This window comes from Alsobacter sp. (assembly GCF_059501845.1).
This window is the reverse complement of the sequence record NZ_JCACDK010000005.1, coordinates 49,647-68,123: the sequence shown is the minus strand read 5'-3', so window position 1 is coordinate 68,123 and position 18,477 is coordinate 49,647. Positions and strand designations below refer to the sequence as shown.

General features: G+C 69.7%; 19 protein-coding genes. 11 read left to right on the top strand and 8 right to left on the bottom strand.

Features of this window, described 5'->3' with window-relative positions; translation table 11 throughout:
* Nucleotides 1–27 precede the first annotated feature (27 nt).
* A complete protein-coding gene (locus tag AC5JCN_RS05570) occupies nt 28–1,806 on the bottom strand; it encodes a magnesium chelatase subunit D (protein ID WP_495754038.1) in 1,779 nt (592 codons plus the stop codon).
* Nucleotides 1,803–2,843, bottom strand: coding sequence for a magnesium chelatase ATPase subunit I (bchI, locus tag AC5JCN_RS05565; RefSeq protein WP_495754037.1), 1,041 nt, complete (start codon nt 2,841–2,843; stop codon nt 1,803–1,805). Before bchI ends, AC5JCN_RS05570 begins: the two co-directional genes overlap by 4 nt.
* A 356-nt stretch (nt 2,844–3,199) precedes the next feature.
* Between bchI and AC5JCN_RS05560 the strand changes: the two genes are divergently transcribed.
* Nucleotides 3,200–3,769 (top strand): NUDIX domain-containing protein, encoded by a 570-nt coding sequence (locus AC5JCN_RS05560; RefSeq protein WP_495754036.1) that lies wholly within the window; start codon nt 3,200–3,202, stop codon nt 3,767–3,769.
* Nucleotides 3,770–3,865: 96 nt separating this feature from the next.
* Nucleotides 3,866–4,639 (top strand): NAD kinase, encoded by a 774-nt coding sequence (locus tag AC5JCN_RS05555; protein WP_495754078.1) that lies wholly within the window; start codon nt 3,866–3,868, stop codon nt 4,637–4,639.
* A 2-nt stretch (nt 4,640–4,641) separates the two neighbouring features.
* Here the strand turns inward: AC5JCN_RS05555 and AC5JCN_RS05550 are convergent, their stop codons facing one another.
* Both AC5JCN_RS05550 and AC5JCN_RS05545 read right to left on the bottom strand, forming a co-directional pair.
* On the bottom strand, nt 4,642–6,645 hold the full coding sequence (locus AC5JCN_RS05550; RefSeq protein ID WP_495754035.1) for a DUF2336 domain-containing protein: 2,004 nt from the start codon (nt 6,643–6,645) through the stop codon (nt 4,642–4,644).
* Complete coding sequence (locus AC5JCN_RS05545; protein WP_495754034.1) at nt 6,642–7,751, bottom strand: lytic transglycosylase domain-containing protein; 1,110 nt, start codon at nt 7,749–7,751, stop codon at nt 6,642–6,644. The genes AC5JCN_RS05550 and AC5JCN_RS05545 overlap by 4 nt, the downstream gene beginning before the upstream one ends.
* Nucleotides 7,752–7,859: 108 nt before the next feature.
* Here AC5JCN_RS05545 and AC5JCN_RS05540 point away from each other — a divergent pair, with 108 nt between their 5' ends.
* Together AC5JCN_RS05540 and AC5JCN_RS05535 are read left to right on the top strand one after the other, a co-directional pair.
* A complete protein-coding gene (locus tag AC5JCN_RS05540) occupies nt 7,860–8,369 on the top strand; it encodes a MaoC family dehydratase (RefSeq protein WP_495754033.1) in 510 nt (169 codons plus the stop codon).
* Nucleotides 8,370–8,406: 37 nt separating this feature from the next.
* A complete protein-coding gene (locus tag AC5JCN_RS05535; protein WP_495754032.1) occupies nt 8,407–9,279 on the top strand; it encodes an HpcH/HpaI aldolase/citrate lyase family protein in 873 nt (290 codons plus the stop codon).
* A 64-nt stretch (nt 9,280–9,343) separates the two neighbouring features.
* Here the strand turns inward: AC5JCN_RS05535 and AC5JCN_RS05530 are convergent, their stop codons facing one another.
* Nucleotides 9,344–9,952, bottom strand: a complete 609-nt coding sequence (locus AC5JCN_RS05530) for a flavin reductase family protein (protein ID WP_495754031.1) — start codon at nt 9,950–9,952, stop codon at nt 9,344–9,346.
* A gap of 11 nt (nt 9,953–9,963) precedes the next feature.
* Nucleotides 9,964–10,536, bottom strand: a complete 573-nt coding sequence (locus tag AC5JCN_RS05525; protein ID WP_495754030.1) for a nitroreductase family protein — start codon at nt 10,534–10,536, stop codon at nt 9,964–9,966.
* Nucleotides 10,537–10,698: 162 nt separating this feature from the next.
* Between AC5JCN_RS05525 and AC5JCN_RS05520 the strand changes: the two genes are divergently transcribed.
* Together AC5JCN_RS05520 and AC5JCN_RS05515 are read left to right on the top strand one after the other, a co-directional pair.
* Entirely contained in the window at nt 10,699–11,643 is a 945-nt protein-coding gene (locus AC5JCN_RS05520; protein WP_495754029.1) for an RgsD C-terminal domain-containing protein, read from the top strand.
* A 70-nt stretch (nt 11,644–11,713) separates the two neighbouring features.
* Nucleotides 11,714–12,073 carry a c-type cytochrome gene (locus AC5JCN_RS05515; protein ID WP_495754028.1) on the top strand — a complete coding sequence of 120 codons (360 nt, stop codon included), beginning with the start codon at nt 11,714–11,716 and terminating at the stop codon, nt 12,071–12,073.
* A gap of 41 nt (nt 12,074–12,114) precedes the next feature.
* Here AC5JCN_RS05515 and gatB read toward each other — a convergent pair whose 3' ends face one another.
* Together gatB and AC5JCN_RS05505 are read right to left on the bottom strand one after the other, a co-directional pair.
* On the bottom strand, nt 12,115–13,587 hold the full coding sequence (gatB, locus tag AC5JCN_RS05510; RefSeq protein WP_495754027.1) for an Asp-tRNA(Asn)/Glu-tRNA(Gln) amidotransferase subunit GatB: 1,473 nt from the start codon (nt 13,585–13,587) through the stop codon (nt 12,115–12,117).
* A 150-nt stretch (nt 13,588–13,737) separates the two neighbouring features.
* Nucleotides 13,738–14,052 carry a hypothetical protein gene (locus AC5JCN_RS05505; RefSeq protein WP_495754026.1) on the bottom strand — a complete coding sequence of 105 codons (315 nt, stop codon included), beginning with the start codon at nt 14,050–14,052 and terminating at the stop codon, nt 13,738–13,740.
* 144 nt (nt 14,053–14,196) lie between these two features.
* Here AC5JCN_RS05505 and AC5JCN_RS05500 point away from each other — a divergent pair, with 144 nt between their 5' ends.
* Genes AC5JCN_RS05500 through AC5JCN_RS05480 form a run of 5 tightly spaced genes read left to right on the top strand, consistent with a single transcriptional unit; the run spans nt 14,197 to nt 18,353 of the window.
* The gene (locus AC5JCN_RS05500) at nt 14,197–14,808 is read left to right on the top strand and encodes an anthranilate synthase component II (RefSeq protein ID WP_495754025.1); all 612 of its coding nucleotides are present in this window, start codon (nt 14,197–14,199) and stop codon (nt 14,806–14,808) included.
* A gap of 22 nt (nt 14,809–14,830) precedes the next feature.
* The gene (trpD, locus tag AC5JCN_RS05495; protein ID WP_495754024.1) at nt 14,831–15,844 is read left to right on the top strand and encodes an anthranilate phosphoribosyltransferase; all 1,014 of its coding nucleotides are present in this window, start codon (nt 14,831–14,833) and stop codon (nt 15,842–15,844) included.
* A complete protein-coding gene (trpC, locus tag AC5JCN_RS05490) occupies nt 15,841–16,656 on the top strand; it encodes an indole-3-glycerol phosphate synthase TrpC (protein ID WP_495754023.1) in 816 nt (271 codons plus the stop codon). Before trpD ends, trpC begins: the two co-directional genes overlap by 4 nt.
* Nucleotides 16,657–16,659: 3 nt before the next feature.
* Nucleotides 16,660–17,148: a cyclic pyranopterin monophosphate synthase MoaC gene (gene moaC / locus AC5JCN_RS05485; RefSeq protein WP_495754022.1), complete on the top strand. Its 489-nt coding sequence runs from the start codon at nt 16,660–16,662 to the stop codon at nt 17,146–17,148.
* A complete protein-coding gene (locus AC5JCN_RS05480; protein WP_495754021.1) occupies nt 17,145–18,353 on the top strand; it encodes a molybdopterin molybdotransferase MoeA in 1,209 nt (402 codons plus the stop codon). The genes moaC and AC5JCN_RS05480 overlap by 4 nt, the downstream gene beginning before the upstream one ends.
* Nucleotides 18,354–18,477 lie beyond the last annotated feature (124 nt).

Sequence of the window (18,477 nt, the reverse complement as noted above, 5' to 3'; positions counted from 1 at the left end):
CTGGGCAAGAGCAATCCCCTCCAGGTGTCAGGATGGGAGAACCTTGCGCACGGCCCGGGAGACACGGGACGCGTCCGCATGAGGCAGCGGAAGGTAACGGGCGGCCATGGCCTCGGCGATTCGTTTCGCGGCCGGCTGCGGTTGGGGCGAGGTGTCGAGGAGCAGGCTGGGGATGCCGGATTGCCGCAGCCGGCGTGCCGATTCGACAGCGTCCTCAGCCGCCCTCGGCCGTCCCGGCGAACCGTCGCGGGCGATGTTGGCCCGCCCATCCGTCAGCAGGACCACGACGGGAGACTGGCCCCGCCGCTGCAGCGCCTCGGCAAGTTCGGCCGCGGCTTCAATTCCGGCGGAAAGCGGCGTCCCGCCGCCGCCCGGCAGGCCGGCGAGGCTGCGCTTGGCCCGCGTGAGCGAGCGGGTGGGCGGTAGCACGAGCTCGGCGCTGGTGCCCCTGAAGGCGACCAGAGCCACCTTGTCGCGGCGGACATAGCAATCAGCCAGCAGCAGCTCGACGGCTCCCTTCGCCTCGGCTAGGCGCTGGAGGGCCGACGACCCCGACACGTCGACGGCGAAGATCGTCGTCGTTTCGCTGCGCTCCTCGTAACGGCGCAGGCGGATGTCGTCGGATTTCACGATCACCCGCCGGGGCTCGCCCTGCTGGGCGCGGCGGCGCAGGGACTGCCACGGCGCGGCAGTGCGCAGCGTATCGACCAGGGCGATGCGCCCCTTGCGCGGATCTCCCGCCACGGTGCCGATGGGCCGGCCGCGCGTCCGGCTGCGGGACGCCGCGCCGGCTTTTCCCGCGGAGGCGGAGCGCGCGAGGTCTCGTGCCTTGAGTGCCGCGAGAAGCCCCGGCGGGATGGCCGCGCGCACGGCCTCCACCAGCATCTTCTCGGGAATGCGTTCGCCCTGCTGCTGGTTCTGGCTGTCGTCCTCCTGCCGGTCCTGCTCGGGCGGTGGGGCGGGCGGCTGTTCCTCGGCATCCGGCGGCGGCGGCAGACGGGTGGCCCGGTGCGCGAACACGAGGGCCGCCGCTACGCTGACGTCCTCCTCGGCAATCTCCGCTCGCCCGGCCAGGGCCGCGTGGGCCCGGGCAGCACGCGCGGCGCACAGCCAGGCACGCGCTGAATCCACGCCGAGGGCGGCGGACACGGCGCAGAGCGCCTGCAGACCCGCGTCGGTATCCGTAACGCTGGCGATCGCATTCCGAGCCGCTTCGACGGCCTGCGTGGATGGAAAGCCCGACGCAGCCTCGCGGATCGAAACGGCGTGCAGATCGATGCGGAAGGCGAGCCGCTCGGCGAGCGCGGCAGGCGGAGCCTCGTCGGCATCCCTGCCCTCGTCGACCAGCACCAGCCCGAAACGCGCGGGCATGCGCAGGGATAGTCCCTCGCGCTCGGCGAGGACCTCGCCCGCGTCGAAGGCCGCGGCGAGGCGGCCGGCGATGCCGGCGGGCAGCCGCTCTCCGCCCGGCACCACGACAACCCCGCCGTGTGCGGCGGCAAGCAGCCCAGAGGCTGCGACGGGGCGGCCCGCCTTCAGCGTCGCCGGAAGGTCGAGGCCGCCGAGGAGCCGGTCGTCGGTGACGGAGGCGGGAACAGTGCGCCACGGCGTTCCAGCCGGAAGCAGGCTGCGGAGGCCCGAGAGGAACCTGTCGCGGACCGGTCCGGCCCCGGCGCGGATGACGAGGCCGGATCGCGCGGGATCGACGCAGAAAAGGGAGGCCGCCAGGACGGCGCGTGCCCATGCCACGTCTCCGGGGTGTGGTGCCCCGCCCGAATTCTCCTCGCCTGACGAGGGAGGCTTCATGATGCCGTTGCGGCTTCGCCGAACACCTCGGCGAGGACCCGCTCCACGCGCACTCCGGACCCCGCTTCGTCGAGAGGATTGCGGCGCAGGCGGTGGCGCAGCGCCGAAGGCGCCACCGCCCGCAGATGCGCGTCAGTGACCTCGGTGTCGCCCGTGAGGCTCGCGAGCGCGCGGGCAGTCCGCATCAGCGTGAGTTCCCCGCGCAGCCCATCGGTGCCCAGCGCGATGCAGATGCGGGCGGCGTGCTCCAGGGCGGAATCGGGTACCTCGACGTCCGGCAGCCGCTTGCGGGCGGCGACGATGCGGCGCCTGACCTGCGCGTCCTTGGACGCCCAGCGCTCTGAAAAGCCTTCAGGGTCACGCTCGAAGGCGTCGCGGCGGCGGACCACCTCGATACGCGTCGGCACGTCGCCGGGCGTCGTCACGTCGACGGCAAGGCCGAAGCGGTCGAGAAGCTGCGGGCGAAGCTCGCCCTCCTCCGGATTGCCCGTCCCCACCAAGACGAACCGCGCGGGATGTCGAATGCTGAGGCCCTCGCGCTCGACCACGTTCTCGCCCGATGCAGCGACATCCAGCAGCAGGTCGACGAGGTGGTCCTCCAGCAGGTTGACCTCGTCGATGTAGAGAAAGCCGCGATGCGCCTTGGCCAGCAAGCCCGGCTCGAAGGCCTTCTCGCCCGAGGACAAGGCCTTTTCCAGATCGAGCGCCCCGACCACGCGGTCCTCGGTTGCGCCGAGCGGCAGATCGACGACGGGCACGGCAATCTTGTGCCATTTCAGCGGCCCCAGCAGAGCGCGCTCCCGGCAGTCCTCGCAGCGTGAGCGCGACTCATCGGGGTCGCAGCCGTAGCGGCAGCCCTGGACGGCCTTCATGACGGGCAGAAGCGCAGCCAGGGCGCGAACGGCTGTTGATTTGCCAGTACCCCGGTCGCCGAAGACCAGCACGCCGCCGACACTCGGGTCGACAGCCGCGATGAGCAGGGCCTGCTTCATCTCGTCCTGGCCGACGATTGCGGAAAACGGGAAGCAGCGGCTCATGCGCGGGACCAATTCGATCGTCGGCCGCGCGAGCAGCCCTGGCCTGCACCCACCCTGCCCAGGGGAGCCTCCCCAGGGTCACGGACGGCGCCGGCCCCAATCACGGCCGGCATGCAGGAAGTGTCAACCACGCTTGTCACCATCCGGCACCGCTGCAGCGGCGTCAAGCCCGTGCTCCTCGACCCGCCGTCTTCGAGGGGGAAGCCGACAGGCAAGTCCACCAAGCGTTCACCGGGACTGAAGGCGGCGCATAGGCAGGCCGCGGAAAATCCACTATGCGATGGGGCTCGACCTGCCGCAGTGCAGCATTCCGGACGACGGAGCGTACGTGTCCGAGCAATTCGAACGGGGGCGGCATGACGGCTGAGATCATTGCGACGGAAATCGTGCACAGCGGCTGGGCCGACTTTTCGGTTGCCACGGTGCGGCTGGAGAGCGGCGAAGTCGTCAGGCGCGAGATCGAGGACCATGGCTCCGCGGTGGCGGTGCTGCCCTACGATCCCGAAGCCCGTATCGCGCTTCTGGTGCGCCAGCTCCGCGTCCCTCCCCTGCACGCCGGCGGCCCGGACCATCTGGTCGAGACCCCCGCCGGGCTTCTCGACGAGGACGACCCTGCCGCGGGCGCCCGCCGCGAGGCCCTGGAGGAGGTCGGCGTCAGGTTGTCCGTTCTGGAGCCCGTGGCGAGCGTCTGGAGCATGCCGGGCATCTCCACCGAGCGCATGCATCTATTTCTCGCGGCATTCTCGCCCGCCGACCGCATCGCGGAAGGCGGCGGTCTGGCGCATGAGCACGAAAACATCACGGTGGTCGAGGTTCCGCTTCAGGAACTCTGGGAGTGGCTCGCGGACGGCAGGCTGGCAGACATGAAGACGGTCCTGCTCGTCCAGGCGCTCAGGATTGCACGTCCAGAGCTGTTCCAGGTCTGAGGTCTTGCAGGGCGCCCCTGCATTGCGCGCCGTGGCGCAGGCCAGCTGGTTCCGTGGTAAGAGGAGCCGCCGGCAAGACCGGCCGCTGGACCTGTGATCATGCGACGCTTTTCCCGACTGGCCTTCGTCACCAGCGAAACGTCGGAGGCGCGGATCGCCGGGGAATCGCTTGGGGCGCGATACGGCGCGACGGATCCGCAGGACGCGGACGTGATCGTCGCGCTCGGCGGCGATGGCCTGATGCTGCAGACGCTGCACCGGTTCATGGGCACGGGAAAGCCCATTTACGGCATGAACCGCGGTTCGGTCGGCTTCCTGATGAACGAGTACCGGGAGGAGGACCTCCCCGAGCGGCTCGAGCAGGCCGAGCGCAGCAATGTCCACCCGCTGTTGATGGTCGCCCGGGACAGCGACGGCGTGTCCCACACGGCCCGCGCCATCAACGAGGTCCACCTACTGCGGCTCTCCGCGCAGGTCGCCAAGCTGCATATCCTGATCGACGGGAAGACGCGCCTGCCCGAACTCGTCGCCGACGGGGTTCTGGTTGCGACGCCGGCGGGATCGACGGCCTACAACCTGTCAGCGAACGGCCCCATCCTTCCGCTTGATGCCCCGTTGCTGGCGCTGACGCCGATCTCCGCCTTCAGGCCAAGGCGGTGGCGCGGCGCGCTCCTTCCCGATCACGCAAGGATCGCGATCGAGGTGCTGGAACCCGGGAAGCGGCCGGTGAGCGCCGTGGCCGACCATCTGGAGTATCGCAACGTCGTGCGGGTCGAGATCGCGATGGACCGCAGCGTCGACCTCGTGATGCTGCACGATCCGGGGCACAGCCTCGAGGAACGCATTCTCCTCGAGCAGTTCGGATACTGAGGTCAGGCGGCGCGGACCTCGCCCGCGGCCCGCTCGCGGGCAACCTCGACGCCGCTGCGCCGCTGCATGGCCTCGACAGCCTCGCGCAGCATCTCTGCCATGGTTTCGCGCTTCATCTCGCGGCCTTCGTCCGGGTCCAGCCCGGATATCTCGGCCGCCTGCTCGAAGACGCGCTCCCAGGCCGACAGGTCCGGCTTTGCCGCGGCGAAACTGCTGCGGGGTGCGACAGGGGGCTGTGACGGGATCTCGACCACCGGCGCGGGACCCGCCGCAACCGGTTCAGCCTGCTCGGCGCCATCGGCCTCCGGCGCGGCGATTGTCGCGACGGCGGTGAGTTCGGCCAGGAAGCTGGCACCGACAAAGCCTTCGGCGGAGACGAGCGCCAGATCCGCCACGACGGCTTCGAGAGCTTCCGCGGTGGGATGGGGAAGTTCGCAGGCCGGCGGCTCCCACTCCTCGGCTGCAACCGGCGCCGCTGCATCGGTCTCGATTGCACTGGCGAGAAGCGCCGCCCAGTCGCGGTCGGCTTTGGCCCGAGAAGCTTCGGCCTCGGTGGGATCCGGCGTGAGCGCAACGTGAAGCGTCGGCTCGCCTGGAGCAGAGAAGGGTTCGAGAGCCGCCTTCAGGGCATCGATAGCCTGGCCCAGCGCGCCTGAGGCTATGGAGACGACCTGACCGGCCGCGTCAGGTTTCGGCTCGGCGATCGCGATCACGTCTTCGGCAAATTCCGGATCCGACGCCATGGCAGGCATGGCGATCTCGACAGTGTCCCCGGCCGTTTCGTCCGCCTCGGCTTCTGTGTCCGGCACGGCGCTTTCGCTCTCCGGAGCGGGCAGCTTCAGCATCGGCGCGCCGAGGAGCAGAGGGCCTTCCGTTTCGAGCCTGTGCTGCTCCAGGAGCTTTTCTGCCGCGTCGCGCGCGGCTTCACGCGAGAACTCCAGCTCGAGCCGGCGGAACATCGCGGAGACATCATGGGTGTCGAGCCCGGCAGAGCGGCAGGCATCGAGCGTGCTGCGGCAGGCTTCCCTGGCACGGCTGGCTGCGCCGACGGGGAAGCCGCGGGCCGCGATCCATCGGTGAGCTTCCAGCGCAGCGCGCAGTGCCGTCACGGTGGCGTGGCCGAGACCCGCCTTGGCGCACAGAGCAGCGAAGCCCGAGCCTTTGCTTTCCTCAACGATGGCCGTCACCCGCCGCCGGTTCATCCGCGACAGGTCGGCGAGAGCCGACGCGACGAAAACGGAATCGGCCTGCGCGGCCGCCCGCAGCAGAAGGCCGGCCGTCAGCTGCCCGGTAGCCCGGAGATAGCCGACCATCTCCTCGCGCTCGCGCTCACCGCCAGACGCGAGCCTCAGGGCCTCGCGCTCGATCGATTCGCGCCGGGCACGTTCTGCACGCCAGCTCGGCTCTCCTTCGGCCGACTTCGCATCGCAACGCGTCGAGGCGACGTGCAGCGCATGCCTCTGTGTGACCGACAGCGTGCGCCCCGCCAGGGCGTCGCGGATCCGCGCGCTCTGGCCGAAGCGCTCGATGATGCGGGTGACGGCGAAGTCCGGGCAGTCGGCCGAACGGTTCGCCGCGAGCGCGATCACGGCTTCCCGCTCTCCCACCTCCGCCAGCGCGGCGGCGACCGGAGCCGTCAGGCCCACGCGACGGGCCACCGCGGCCTGTGCTCCGGCGTCGCCGGTGGCGACGCGCTCGATCAGGTCGGCTTCGCCCAGCACGGGACTGTGTTCAAGAATGATCTCGCCTGCGCGGCCGGGCTCCGCCGCGAGCGCCGAGACGATGTGGCGGGGAGCCATGTCCGACTCGGCGAGTGTCTCTGCAAGGGCGAGGAGCACCGCCGGCGACGGGTCGTCGAGCAGCAGCGTCAGGGCCGCCTCCGCGTCGCAGCGCTCGGCCACGCATGTCTCGTCGGAAAGATAGGCCCTCGCGAGCGCAGCGGCGGCGCCGACGCGAGGATCCTCGGGAGCGGTCTGGGCCCAGGCCAGGAAGCGTCTGACGATCATCGGGTCACCGTGGGCTTCAGGAAGGCGAGAAGATCGAGGGGGCCCTTGCGGGTGCCCGGCAAGGCGCTTGCGGCTGCCGGGGCGGCAGGAGCCGGACGGACGGCGGGCAGCGAGGCGGGGCGCACCGGCGGCAGGGGTACGTCGGCGGGTTGCGCGGCTCCCTTGGCAGCCGCGGCGGGGATCGCACCCGGCGCCGGCGCATCGGAAACCGGCGACTGCAGTGAGGCGGTGCGCGGGAAGAACCCGGGTGCTGCGGAAACGGCGCGCGCCGGCTGGCCGGACCACAGCTTCTCGACGGCCTGGTTCAACGGACCGCGGGCGCCTTCAGTACGAAACAGGCCGTAGATCGCGGGGCCGCCGGGGTGCTCGACATAAGCGGGTGCCGCTATCGGCTCCTGCTGCGCCTGCGGGATCCGCCATGTCGCGGGATCGCCCGGCAGCTTGGCCAGCGCACGGCCCTGGGCGGTCAGGTTGGAATAGACGTCGGACACCGTCCGCGGCGTGCCGCTCGCCTTGTCGTAGAAGATCGCCCGGTTAGCCGCGGCGTGATCGGGAAAGAGATCGGCTGCTGCGGCAGTGGGGCGCGATTGCGCTGCCTTGATGAGATCGGCCGCACCCGCGGCGCCCATGAAGTGGGCCGCATAGAGCTCGCCGTCGGTCGGCAGCCTTCCGATCAGGGAGCCCAGCGTCTGCTCGTTGCGCCGCGTGAACTCGCCCGCCATCACGGCGGCCGTCTGCGGGTCGTTTCGCAGGGAGAGGATGTGCGCCTTGGTCTGCGGGTCGGAGACGTCGTAGCGGCCCGGCTTCACCTCGGTGATCGCCTGCGCATACTCCCCGAGCCCGTGATTGGCGCCGGCGCCCTTCACGACGCCGAGCCAGGTCTGCTCGATGAATTGGAAGAGGCCCGACGCTGATGATGTCCGCGCGCGTGCCGCGGGGTCGAGCGACGATTCGCGGCTGGCGGTCTTCAGCAGGTAGTCGAAATCGGCGCCGGTCTTTTCCGAGCCGGTTCGGATGGCGTCGACGACTTCGCCGGCCGGGCGCGGGACCGCTGTGTCGGCGGAAGCCGCTGCGGCGCTCGAAGCTGGCGTGGTGAACAGGAACATGGGATCCCCACGGACCGGCGCTCTTCGGCCCGGCCCTCCGCGTCACTGTCGGGGATTCATGGTAAACGAAATCTGAAAATCGCCCGGGGAGCAGGCGAGGACGGTGCAATGAATGTCGATCAAGACGCGGCGCGGTCACCACGCCATCCCCGCGGTGGGCTCTGGTTCGAGGATTTCACCCCCGGCCTCGTCATCGAGCACCGGCTGACGCGAACGGTGACCCAGGCCGACAACGTCCTGTTCTCGTCGCTCACCCTCAATCCCCAGCCGCTCCACATCGATGCGCATTTCTGCGCGACGGAGACGGAATGGGGCCGCCCGCTGATGAACTCCCTGTTCACGCTGGGGCTCATGATCGGCATCTCCGTCAACGACACGACGCTCGGCACGACGGTCGCGAACCTCGGCATGACGGACGTGACGTTTCCCGCCCCGCTCTTCGAGGGCGACACGATCCGCTGCACGACGGAGGTGATGTCGGCACGCCTGTCCCGCTCGCGGCCGGAGCAGGGAATTGTGTCGCTCAGGCACCGCGCCTTCAAGCAGGACGGGACGCTGGTCGCCGAATGCACGCGGCAGGCCTTGATGAAGTGCCGCCCCTCCGGCAAGACGGGCTGACCCCAGCCCATCCTGACCCCAAGCCCGAGGCCGGCCCATGCGTTCGCTGCTCTTTGTTCCGGCCGACAGTCAGAGAAAGCTGGAGAAAGCGCTCGGCTGCGGCGCCGACGCGTTGATACTCGACCTCGAGGATTCGGTGGCTCACGGCGCCAAGGCCGAGGCGCGTGCGCTTGCCGCGCAGGGCATTGCCGCCGCGCGAAGCGCCGGACCGGCACCGATGCTCTTTGTACGGGTGAATTCACTCGACACCGGACTGACCGATGCCGACCTCGACGGGGTGATGCCGGCGGCGCCCGACGCGATCGTCCTGCCCAAGGCCACCACCGGGATGGACGTCCAGCACCTCGCCGCAAAGCTCGCGGTCCGCGAGGCGGAGAATGCGCTGCCCGACGGCAGCACACGCGTCATGGTCATCGCGACCGAATCGGCGGCTGCGCTGTTCGGCATGGGCACCTATCGCGGCTCCAGCCACAGGCTCGCGGCGCTTACCTGGGGCGCGGAAGACCTATCGGCCGACCTCGGGGCCGCGGAAACGCGGAACGCCCAGGGCGAATGGCTCGACAGCTTCCGTATCGCCCGCGCCCTGGCGCTGGCCGCCGCGGTCGCCGCCGATGCTGCGCCGATCGACACGGTATACGCGGCCTTCCGCGACCACGAGGGCTTCGAGCGCGAGTGCCTCGCGGCCCGCCGCGACGGATTCACAGGAAAGATGGCCATCCACCCCGACCAGGTGCCGGTGATCAACCGCGTCTTCTCCCCCTCCCCCAGCGAGGTGGAGAGGGCGAGGCGGATCGTGGACCTGTTTGCGGGCAATCCCGGCGCGGGCGTGCTTTCCCTCGGCGGCGAGATGCTCGACCGGCCGCATCTCAGGCGGGCCGAGCGGGTGCTGCAGCGCGCCCGGCCGTCGTAGAGACCGCGCGTCTCCGGACGCGCTTCTTAGGTGAATGCGGGTCTGAAGACCCGCGGTCCCTGTGCTAACCGCCGCCTGGCGGCCTCTGCATCGAGAAGAACGTGTCGGCCACCGCGTAGTCGGCATAACCGGCCCGGGAGATGATGCGTGCGGCCTGCGTGTCGAAGCGGCCGTTGCGAATGAGGTCGTCGTCGATGTGGACGCCGACGACCTCCCCCAAGACGAGGTGGGCGGAGAGCGGCTGGCCGGTGTGGGTTTTCAGCTGGATGACCTCGACGAGCCTGCACTCCAGCGCCGCCCTTGCAGCCTTGACGCGGGGGGCGCGCACGATCCGGCTTTCCGCCATTTCCAGGCCGGCATGGACGAATTCGCTCTCCCCGCGCGGAAGCGGAGCCGAGGTGAGGTTCATCGCCTCGCGCAATTCATGAGTGACGAGATTGCAGACGAACTCGCCGGTTTCCTCGACGAAGGTCACCGCGTCCTTCCGGCCTTCGCTGGAAAAGCCAACGATGGCGGGCCGGCTCGAAAAGAGGTTGAAGAACGAATAGGGCGACAGGTTCACTGCTCCCGACCTGTCGAGGGCGCTGATCCAGCCGATGGGGCGCGGCGCGACGATCGCTTTCAGCGGATCGTGCGGCAATTCCGGCCCGCGTGCGTTCGGTTCGTAGAACATGGCGCCTCCGCTCAGGCCGGTGCTGTCCAGCGCGTGACGATGTCGGCGAGTTCCGGGCGCACGCGGTCCGCCGGCTTTTCGCCCCGCCCGACATAGACGAAACCCGCCATCTTCTCGTGCGGAGCCAGGCCGAGCACATCGAGGACGCGGCGGTCGTAGGCCACCCACTCCGTCAGCCATGCCGTCGCGAAGCCCATCGCATTGGCAGCGACGCAGAGATTGAAGCAGCAGGCGCCCGCCGAGAGGACCTGCTCCCATTCCGGGATCTTCACATGCGGGGCAGCGCGGCTGACGACGCCGACGACGAGCGGCGCGCGCGTGAAGCGTGTCCTTTCGACCGCCAGCCGGTCGTCGCCTTCGCCTGGATTGTCGGCGGCAAAGATACGTGCGGCGGCATCTCCCAACCTGCCTCGTGCGTCCCCTTCCAGGAGAATGAAGCGCCACGGAGCCAGCTTGCCGTGGTCCGGCACGCGCGCGGCCAGCGTCAGCAGGGTCGTGATCTCGTCGGGGGTGGGGCCGGGGCCCGTCATCGCGGCGGGCGCGACGGAGCGCCGGCTCCGCAGCAGGTCGATCGTGTCTGTCATCACGTCTCCGGGCGGATTCAAGGTCCGCATGAGGTCTTCGACGGCCCGGCCACAGTCCTGCCAAGCCGGCGCGGCATTCATGGCTCCGGCGACCGCATGGTGCAAGCCGTACGGCCGTGCTCGCACGAAGTTGACGCCGGAGCCTGCCCGGCGCATGTCCGCATGATGAGCCGCCTTCCTGTCCTCCTGCTCGCCCTTCTCCTCGCCGCGCCGGCCGCGGCGCAGGATCCCGCGACACCTGCCAGCCCGTCGGTGACACCTGGCGGGAGGCCGCCGCCGCCGGGTGCGATGGCGCGCGACGTCGGCACGCTGTCGCTGACCGCCACGCTGGGCTCCGGCCCAGCCCTGCGGTCGGGCCTGATCTGGCGCGTTTACCGCGACACCGGCACCGATTCGCCCGCCCAGCTCGTCCAGCAGTCGGACGCACCGCACCCTACCTTTCCGCTGGAGCCCGGCGTCTACGTCGTCCATGCCGGATACGGCCTGGCGGGAGCGACGAAGCGCGTCGTTATGGGTGCCGTGCCCCTGACGGAGACCGTCCCCATCAGCGCCGGCGGGCTCGTGCTCGGCGGTGTCATCGGCGATACTCCGATCGAGCCGGACAAGCTGAGCTTCAACATCTACGTGCCCATCGGCAACGACCCGGAGGGCCGCCTCGTGCTGGAGGGCGCGCGCGCCTCCACCCTCGTCCGGCTCCCCGAGGGGAGCTACCGCGTGGTCTCCACCTATGGCGACTCGAATGCCATCACGAGCGCCGACCTGCGGGTCGAGGTCGGCAAGGTCACCGAAGCGGTGCTGCGCCACCGCGCCGCGACCGTTACCCTGAAACTCGTGACGGCCCCGGGCACCGAGGCGCTCGCGAACACCACCTTCAGCGTGCTCACGCCCGGCGGCGACACGATCCGCGAAGCCATCGGCGCCTTCCCGTCGATGACGCTGGCGGAAGGCGAGTACGTCGTCATCGCGCGCAACGGGGGCAAGGTCTACACGCTGGAGTTCCAGGTGAAGTCCGGCCTCGACCGCGACGTCGAGGTACTGGCCAAGGAGCAGGCGGCACAGCCGCCGGCGGATCCGCAACAGACCGCCCCGCCCGCGTCCCAGCCTTGATCCAGCCCCGGGACAGCACGGTTGCCCGGTGGCAGCATGGTGCCGTTCGGAGTGGCCCGGAGGACAGGTGATGGGTGCTATGTTCCAGTCCGCGACGCGGTGGTGGGTCGAGAGACGTTGTTCAGCCGCGATGTTCGGCGCCGCCGTGCTGGTCCCGGTGCTGGCGTCCTTCCCTGCAACCGCAGGTGATCCGGGAACCGGCCTCTCCATCGCCCGCCGATGGTGTGCCTCATGCCACGTCGTCGAGCCCGGCCAGAAGCAGGCGGCGGCCGACGCTCCCAGTTTCGCCAGCATCGCGAAACGCCGCGGGAAGGACCCGAAGCTCGTCGACTTCCTGATAGACCCTCACCCGAAGATGCCGGACATGCAGATCAACCGCGAGGAAGCGGGCGACATCGTCGCCTACATCCAGAGCCAGGCGCCGCAGTGAGATTTGGCGAGGAGCCGCGCGGGTAGCGCAGCCTGACGCCTTTAGATGCCCAGCTTGGCCTTGAGAAGCTCGTTGACGGCCTGCGGGTTGGCCTTGCCGCCGGACTGCTTCATGACCTGGCCTACGAACCAGCCGATCATCGTGGGTTTGGCCCTCGCCTGCTCGACCTTGTCGGGATTGGCGGCGATGACCGCGTCCACCGCCGCCTCGATGGCGCCGGTGTCGGTGACCTGCTTCATGCCCCGGCTCTCGACGATCTCGCGCGGGTCGCCGCCCTCGGTCCAGACGATCTCGAAGAGGTCCTTGGCGATCTTGCCCGAGATCACCCCTTCGCCGATCAGGTCGACGACGGAACCAAGCTGCGCGGCGGAGACGGGAGACGCGGTGACGTCCTTCCCCTCCTTGTTCAGCCGGCCGAAAAGCTCGTTGATCACCCAGTTCGCGGCGGCCTTGCCGTCACGGCCGCGTGCGACGTTTTCGTAGAAGTCGGCGGACTCGCGCTCTGCCACCAGCACCGAGGCGTCATAAGGTGTGACGCCGTATTCGGCGATGAAGCGTGCCTTCTTGGCGTCAGGCAGTTCCGGCAGGTGCCGGGCGAGCTCGTCGACGAAGGGCTGGTCAAATTCGAGCGGCAGCAGGTCTGGATCGGGGAAATAGCGGTAGTCGTGCGCCTCTTCCTTCGAGCGCATCGAGCGTGTCTCGCCGCGGCCGGGGTCGTACAGGCGGGTTTCCTGGTCGATCTTGCCGCCGTCCTCGAGGATGCCGATCTGCCGTCGCGCCTCGGTCTCGATCGCCTGGCCGATGAAGCGGATCGAATTCACGTTCTTGATCTCGCAGCGGGTTCCAAGAGGCTCCCCCGGACGGCGCACGGAGACGTTCACGTCAGCGCGCAGGCTGCCCTTCTCCATGTCGCCGTCGCAGGTGCCGAGATAACGCAGAATGGTCCGCAGCTTGCTGACGTAGGCGCGCGCCTCCTCCGAGGACCGCAGGTCGGGCTTCGACACGATCTCCATCAGGGCGACGCCCGACCGGTTGAGGTCGACGAAGCTCATCGTCGGGTGCTGGTCGTGCAGCGACTTGCCGGCGTCCTGCTCCAGGTGCAGGCGCTCAATGCCGACGGTGATCTGGCCGCCGCTTTCCGGCAGGTCGACCAGCACCTCGCCCTCGCCGACGATGGGGCTCTTGTACTGGCTGATCTGGTAGCCCTGAGGCAGGTCGGGATAGAAGTAGTTCTTGCGGTCGAAGGTCGAGCGCAGGTTGATCTGCGCCTTCAGGCCGAGCCCAGTGCGCACCGCCTGCTTCACGCATTCCTCGTTGATGACGGGGAGCATGCCGGGCATGGCCGCATCGACCAGCGAGACGTGCGAGTTCGGATCGCCCCCGAACGCGGTCGACGCGCCGGAGAAGAGCTTCGACTTCGAGGTGACCTGGGCGTGGATCTCCATGCCGATGACGACTTCCCAGTCGCCGGTGGCGCCCTTGATGAGCTTCTTGGGATCTGGCTGTGCGGTCATGGTCGTCCGGTGCCTCGGGGCGGTCTGGCCGCGACGGCGGCCGTCCTGCCTTTTGGGTCCCGCGCGCGCGCCGGTCAAGAGGCGCCGGATGGGCCGCACTCCTGCCGAAACCGGCTTTAGACTGCCCGGCGCCTGCCAGCCGGCGCTACCTCACGCTCTCCGCCCGACAGCCCGCCGGGCGGTGAATCCGATGACGGCCCAGACGATGCCGGCGATGAACCGGAACAGGGCGTGCGCGCCCCCGAACAGGAACTCGCCCTCGAACCAGCTGATCCCCACGAAGCGCAGGAGGAAGCTCACCGCCACCCCCGCCAGCGCCGCGATGAAGCCGGCCAGCACGATCTTCACGGCCTGGTCCGCGTGCCATCCCATCCAGAGCCCGATCAGGACCACGGCGGGATCGAGGAAGGCGAGGATGATCACCCACCGGAACTGGTCGAGGTCGGCGAGGAAATGGGGCGGCACGCTGGGTCTCCGATGACGGCTCGGGCGTCATGGGGCGCCGGGCAAGCTGCGTCAAGGACGGCGCCGGGCAGGGATCGCTTGACGGGCGGCGGCGCGCGGACGAAAACGCGTGAGCCGGACGGGACGACCCGGCACAGGATCGCCATGCCCCGGATCACCCTCGTCGACAACTACGACAGCTTCACCTGGAACCTCTACCACGACCTCGGTCGTCTCGGGGCGAAGGTCGACGTCGTGCGCAACGACGAGGTGAGCGCGACGCAGGTCGTCGACGGCACGCCCGACGCGATCGTCCTGTCGCCGGGCCCCTGCACGCCCAACGAGGCGGGGATCTGCCTCGACCTCATCGCTGCCGCCGGCGGGCGCGTGCCCATTTTCGGGGTTTGCCTCGGCCTGCAGGCCATGGGGCAGGCCTATGGCGGCCGGGTGGTGCGTGCTCCGTTGCCGATGCACGGCAAGGTTTCGACCATCCACCACCGCGGCCAGGGCGTCTTCCGCGGCATCAACGGCCCGTTCCGGGCCACGCGCTACCACTCTCTCGTCGTCGCGCGCGAGGACGCGCCTGCCGATCTCGCTATCACGGCCGAGAGCGAGGACGGGCTGGTGATGGGCATGTCGCACCGCGCCCATCCCGTCCATGGGGTGCAGTTTCACCCCGAGAGCATCCTCTCCGAGCACGGCCTCGTCATCCTGAAGAACTTCCTCGACCTCGCGGCCGAGTGGAACAAGACCCAACGCGAACCCGCCTTCGCCTGAGGCGGGTCGCCGGAGCCCGCCCATGGACGCGTTCAAGCCCATCATCGCCAAGGTCGCCGCAGGCAGCCCGCTGTCGCGCGAGGAGGCCCAGCATGCCTTCGACACCGTGCTTTCCGGCGGCTCCACGCTGGCGCAGACGGCCGGTTTCCTGATGGCGCTGCGTGTCCGCGGCGAAACCGTCGACGAGATCACCGGTGCCGTGGCGGCGCTTCGCGACAAGATGCTGCGCGTCGACGCGCCGGCGGATGCGATCGACATCGTCGGGACCGGCGGAGACAATTCCGGCAGCTACAACGTCTCCACGCTCGCGGCGATCATCGCGGCTGCTTGCGGGCTGAAGGTCGCCAAGCACGGCAACCGCGCGGCGTCCTCCCGGTCCGGCGCGGGGGACGTTCTCGCGGCCCTGGGCGTGAAGGTGGGGCTCGAGCCGCCGAGCGTGACCGCCTGCATCGACGAGGCGGGCGTCGGCTTCATGTTCGCTCCCGCGCATCACGCCTCGATCCGCCATGTCGCGCCAGTCCGCGTCGAACTGGGCACACGGACGATCTTCAACCTGCTCGGACCGCTCTCCAATCCGGCGGGAGTGAAACGGCAGGTTCTGGGAGTCTTCTCAGAAACCTGGCTCGAACCGCTCGCGCAGGTTCTGAAGGCGCTCGGCTCGGAGCGCGTCTGGGTGGTGCATGGCCGCGACGGCCTCGACGAGATCACCACCACCGGTGAGACGCTCGTCGCGGCGCTGGAGGACGGCTCCATCCGCCGCTTCGTCATCACGCCCGAGGAGGCCGGGCTCGCGCGCTCGCGTCCCGAGGATCTGAAGGGCGGCGAGGCCGAGCAGAACGCCACCGCCCTGCGCGCCGTCGTCGCCGGCGAGCGCAACGCCTATCGCGACATCGCCGTGCTAAACGCCGCCGCCGGGCTCGTCGTGGCCGGACGTGCGCGGACGCTGCGCGAGGGCGCGGATGCTGCAGCGTCCGCCATCGACAGCGGTGCCGTCGCCCGGACGCTGGACGTTCTCGTCGCGGTGTCCAACCGATGAGCGCGGGGATCGATATTCTCGACCGGATCGAGGCTTACAAGCGCCTCGAGATCGCTGCCGCGAAGCATGCCGTGCCGCAGGCCGAGATCGAGCGGCGTGCCGCGGCGGCCCCGGCGCCGCGCGGCTTTGCCCGGGCCATCGACACCCATCTCGCCGAAGGCCGGCCGGCCCTGATCGCCGAGATCAAGAAGGCGAGCCCTTCCAAGGGCCTTATCCGCGCCGACTTCGACCCGCCGGCCCTGGCGAGGGCCTACGAGATTGGCGGCGCGACCTGCCTCTCCGTCCTCACCGACGAGCCGTCATTCCAGGGCAGGCCGGACTATCTGAAGGCGGCGCGCGACGCGACCCGCCTTCCCGCACTGCGCAAGGACTTCCTGTTCGAGCCCTACCAGGTGTTCGAGGCTCGCGCCTGGGAGGCGGACTGCATCCTCGTCATCATGGCGAGCGTGACCGACGCTCAGGCGCGCGAACTCGTCGCCACCGCCCATGCGCTCGCCATGGACGTGCTGGTCGAGGTGCACGATGCCGCCGAGCTCGATCGCGCCTTGCCCCTGGACACGAGGCTGGTCGGCATCAACAACCGCAACCTCAGGACCTTCGAGACGCGCCTGGAAGTGACGGAGGAGCTGGCTCCCCGCATCCCGGCAGACAGGATCGTCGTCGGGGAGAGCGGCATCTTCGCCCATGCCGAGCTGGAGCGGCTCGGACGCTGCGGCGTGCGCACCTTCCTCGTCGGCGAGAGCCTGATGCGCCAGGCCGACGTTGCCGCCGCGACCAGCGCGTTGCTGTTCGGCGAGGCGGCGGAGGCCTGAGCGATGTCCGGCCTCACCCATATCGACGCGTCCGGCACCGCCTCCATGGTCGACGTCTCCGACAAGTCCGCCACGATGCGGACCGCAGTCGCAGAGGGCTGCGTCGTCATGCTGCCCGAGACGCTGGCGCTGATCCGCATGGGCGACGCGAAGAAGGGCGACGTCTTGGGCGTCGCGCGCATCGCGGGCATCATGGCGGCCAAGCGCACGCACGAGCTGGTGCCGCTCTGCCATCCGCTACTTCTGACCAAGGTCCAGGTGGATCTCGAGCTCGACGACCTTCTCCCGGGCGTTCGCATCCGCGCGCTGGCCCGGGTGACCGGCCAGACCGGGGTGGAGATGGAGGCGCTGACCGCTGTCTCCGTCGCCTGCCTCACCGTCTACGACATGGTGAAGGCCGCTGATCGCGGCATGCGGATCGAGGGCGTCCGGCTGCTGTCGAAGGAAGGCGGCAAGTCCGGTGAATGGCAGGCCGAGGGCACGCCGTCATGAGCCTGCTCTCGGTCGACGACGCCCTGAGAATGGTGATCGAGGCGGCCGGGCCGGTCGAAACGGAGACCGTTCCCGTGGCCGAGGCGGACGGGCGCACTCTGGCAGCTCCGCTGGCGGCCCTGCGCACGCAGCCCCCCTTCGCAGCGTCGGCGATGGATGGCTACGCCGTGCGCGGCGAGGACGTGGCGCAGGCGGGTGCACGGCTGAAAGTGATCGGAACGGCACCGGCGGGGCACGCCTTCGAGGGCCGGGTCGGTCCTCGCGAAGCGGTCAGGATCTTCACCGGCGCGCCATTGCCTGACGGGGCGGACACGATCCTGATCCAGGAGAACGCGACCCGCGAGGGCGATGTCGTCGTGACCACGTCCGCCGAACGCACGGGGCGCTTCGTGCGCCAGGCCGGGCTGGACTTCGCCTCCGGGCAGGAACTGCTGCCGGCGGGCACGCGCCTGACGCCGCGGACGGTGGCGCTGGCTGCCGCCATGGACCATCCCACCATTCAGGCACGTCGCCGCCCTCGCGTGGCCATCCTCGCCACGGGCGACGAGCTCGTCCGCCCCGGGGAGACGGCGCGACCCGACCAGATCGTCGCCTCCAACACCTATGCCGTCGCCGGCATGACCGCCGCGGCCGGGGGGGTGGCGACCGACCTCGGGATCGCGGGCGACACGTTCGAGGCGCTCGAGGACGGCATAACCCGGGCCGAGGCTGCAGGCGCCGACGTGCTCGTCACCCTCGGCGGCGCGTCCGTGGGCGACCACGACCTCGTCCAGTCCGCGCTCACCAGTCGCGGCATGACGCTCGGCTTCTGGCGGATCGCGATGCGGCCGGGCAAGCCGCTGATCTTCGGCCGACTGGGTCGGATGGTGATCCTCGGGCTCCCGGGAAACCCCGTCTCATCCATCGTCTGTGCCCGGCTCTTTCTCGTCCCCCTGCTGCGCGCTCTCGTCGGCGATTCCGAAGCCGGCGGGGATCCGTCGGAGCCGGCCAGGCTCGGCGAGGCGGTTCCCGCCAACGACATGCGGCAGGACTACGTCCGTGCGCGGACGGAGCGCGCGCCCGACGGGACGACGATCGTGTTCCCGTTTCCGCTGCAGGACTCCTCGATGCTCAGCGTCTTGGGCGCAGCCGACGCCCTCCTCGTTCGTGCCCCGCACGCGACTGCCGCCAAGGCAGGCGACGCCTGCAGGATCGTGCGCCTTTAGCGCTCGTCCGGGGCCGCGATCCCATGTGGAACATTGGGCCTCGCCATGCGAACAGGTGATCGATTTGCCGAACACAGGGGGAACGTGTATGGTTTGTTCGTGATTTGTTTGAGTCGCGCAACGC